This window comes from Streptomyces echinoruber, assembly GCF_014651135.1.
GTDB lineage: Bacteria > Actinomycetota > Actinomycetes > Streptomycetales > Streptomycetaceae > Streptomyces > Streptomyces echinoruber.
Map to the genome: position 1 here is coordinate 1 of NZ_BMWH01000071.1, position 2,347 is coordinate 2,347.

Below are 2,347 nucleotides of genomic sequence, written 5' to 3' on the forward strand. Positions count from 1 at the left end.
AGCCGCCCGCGAGTCCGGCGTGTCCGGCCGCACCATCCGCCGATGGATGGAAGACCCCGACTTCCAGATAGAGGTACGCGACACCCGAACCGAGATCCTGTCGAGCGCCGTCGGACAGCTCGCAGCCGGGGCCGCCGAAGCCGTCACCACGCTGCGCGAGGCACTGCGCGATGCCGACGGCCGCAACCGCGTACAGGCCGCCCGAACCCTGCTCGACGCCTGCCTGTCGCTGCGGGAATCCCTCGACCTCGAACAGCGCCTCGCCGCCCTCGAAGCAGCCGAGGAGGAGGCACGCCGCCGATGACGCGCCGCCCTACTCCACTTGTCCGCCGCCTGCTCGCCGTCGAGAAGCAGCGCGACGGCCGGCGCCTCATGCACGCCCACCACCTCACGGACGGCCGCACGGTGCGCCTGTCCACCCTCGACGTACTCAGCGCCCTGCACACCGGCCTCGCCCTGCACGACCAGCACGTCACCGAGCCGCCGCCGGACATCGTCCGCACGCTGGCCCTGCTCGCCCCGGACGACGACACGTCGATGATGGGCCGCACCATCCGCAGCGTTGCCGCCGAGTGGTGCGCCGCCTACGACGAACACCGCCCCGTGGCGCTCCACAGCGACGGGGGCGACGAGGGGGCTGACGTGTGAGCCACCTGGACACTGAGCGGCTGCTGCGCGCTGACGGATCGGTGATCGTCCCCGCCTCGGTCGCGGGCGAGGTGCTGCGCGCCCTGGTGCGCGATCTCACAGCCCGTGTGCGCGCCGACGGTGGGCGAGGCAGCCCCAGGCGTGCGCCGCCTGCTTTACGCGCTGCACACGGCCGCACAGCGCACCGACGCGTTCGATTCCACCGCCGCTACCGGAAGCACGCCCCGCCCGTCGGGCACGGTGAGTGTGGCCGAGGCCGCCGCCCTGATGGGCTGCTCGCCCCGCCACGTACGCGCCTTGATTACCGACGGCCGCCTGTCCGCCAAGCGCGTCGGGGCGCGCGTGTGGGCCGTCGACGCCGACGCCCTCGACCACTACCAACACCACAACACCGCAGGAGGCACCACACCGTGACCACCCCGACCACAATCAGCACTGACCCGCACGAGGCCGCGGTCGAACAGGCCGAGCAGGAAGCGGCCAAGGCCGAGCAGTTGCTCGCCGCACTGGAGGAACGCGTACGCGACGGAGACGAACAGGTCACCGCACAGCAACTCGCCGACGCGCGCGAACTCGGCAGGTTCGCCAAGCTGCGCGCCGAAGCGGCCCGCCGCAAGGCCGAGCGCGCCGCCGCCCAGGCCGCCGAACGGGAGCGCCAGCACACGACCGAGCGCGCCCTCGCACTGCTCGCCGAACACAGCCCGCGGACCCTCGCCACCAAATACGCTGCGGCACGCGATGCCCTCGCCGCCTTCATCGTGGCGTCCGACGCGTTCGACGCCGCCGTCACCGAAGCCGCGGCGCTACTCAGGTCCGCAGGCGCACCGCAGTGTGCGGGCTCGCCGGAAGACATGCAGGGGCCGCCCGCCTCACCGACCGCACCACGCTGGTACTTCGCGCTCAGCGGCGCCACCGTCCACCTTGGCGGGGACGACGTACGCCACGCGGACGGAGCCGCAGCCCGCCTCGCAGTGCTGCTCGACGACCTCGACCGGGCCGCAGGCATCCGCAAGGCCGGTGACGCACCGGAGTTCACCCGAGCCCCCATCATCGAGCAGGCCCACCGGGCGCGTGGTGCGCTCCGTCCGCAACTCGACCGGCTCGCCGACGCACCGAAGGAGAGCGCCAAGTGACCGGACGCGCCCACATCACCGCCGCCGCAGGGGACCCGGCACCCCGCCGCCGCCACGCCGAGCAGACCGGTTACGTGTCGCCCGCCTACCTGCGTTGGGCCGAGCAGGTCGAGCAGGCCGCGCGCCCACCGGCCGACTCCTTCCAGATGCCGACCACCGCGGCCGAACTGGACGCGATGAGCTACGCCGACCGCGTGCGCGTGTTCACCACCGACCGCGCCCTGTACGACCGCCTCACCGGCCGCGCCCCGGCATGAGGCCGCCCCACTTTCCCCCGCCTTAGGTATCGCCATCGCAACCGCGCCCAGAGACGGCGAAACCCCGCCCGGGTTGTTCGGGCGGGGTAGGGACCGGGGGAGAGATCAGCCGCGCGTGGGCCGGGCTGTCTCGTCGGGCAGGGGGCCAGGGGCGAGGTGGGGCGCGCAGTCCGGGCAGGCGTGCAACGTCCACCCGGGGCCGCTCACCCGCTCGACGTAGCGCACGGCGACGGGGGCGAAGGTCAGCCGCTCGCAGCGGCAGCAGACAGCGGCGCTCACGCTCCCACCGCCACCCGGACCGTGCGGGTA

Annotated in this window: 6 protein-coding genes; 5 read left to right on the forward strand and 1 reads right to left on the reverse strand. The window is 73.5% G+C overall.

Annotated features, from left to right (window positions below; all coding sequences use genetic code 11):
- The 5 genes from IE225_RS32455 to IE225_RS32475 form a co-directional block, all read left to right on the forward strand.
- Window positions 1–304, forward strand: a 304-nt coding sequence (locus tag IE225_RS32455) for a hypothetical protein (protein ID WP_229880210.1), incomplete at its 5' end; no start/stop codon positions are given.
- Window positions 301–648 carry a hypothetical protein gene (locus IE225_RS32460; protein WP_190061259.1) on the forward strand — a complete coding sequence of 116 codons (348 nt, stop codon included), beginning with the start codon at window positions 301–303 and terminating at the stop codon, window positions 646–648. The genes IE225_RS32455 and IE225_RS32460, both read left to right, overlap by 4 nt.
- A 141-nt stretch (window positions 649–789) precedes the next feature.
- Window positions 790–1,062, forward strand: a complete 273-nt coding sequence (locus IE225_RS32465; RefSeq protein WP_190061260.1) for a helix-turn-helix domain-containing protein — start codon at window positions 790–792, stop codon at window positions 1,060–1,062.
- Window positions 1,059–1,781: a hypothetical protein gene (locus IE225_RS32470; RefSeq protein ID WP_190061261.1), complete on the forward strand. Its 723-nt coding sequence runs from the start codon at window positions 1,059–1,061 to the stop codon at window positions 1,779–1,781. Before IE225_RS32465 ends, IE225_RS32470 begins: the two co-directional genes overlap by 4 nt.
- Window positions 1,778–2,038: a hypothetical protein gene (locus IE225_RS32475; protein ID WP_190061262.1), complete on the forward strand. Its 261-nt coding sequence runs from the start codon at window positions 1,778–1,780 to the stop codon at window positions 2,036–2,038. The genes IE225_RS32470 and IE225_RS32475 overlap by 4 nt, the downstream gene beginning before the upstream one ends.
- Before the next feature lie 105 nt (window positions 2,039–2,143).
- On the opposite strand, the gene IE225_RS32480 is transcribed toward IE225_RS32475, so the two are convergent.
- The coding region (locus IE225_RS32480; protein WP_229880211.1) for a hypothetical protein at window positions 2,144–2,347 on the reverse strand (204 nt) is incomplete at its 5' end.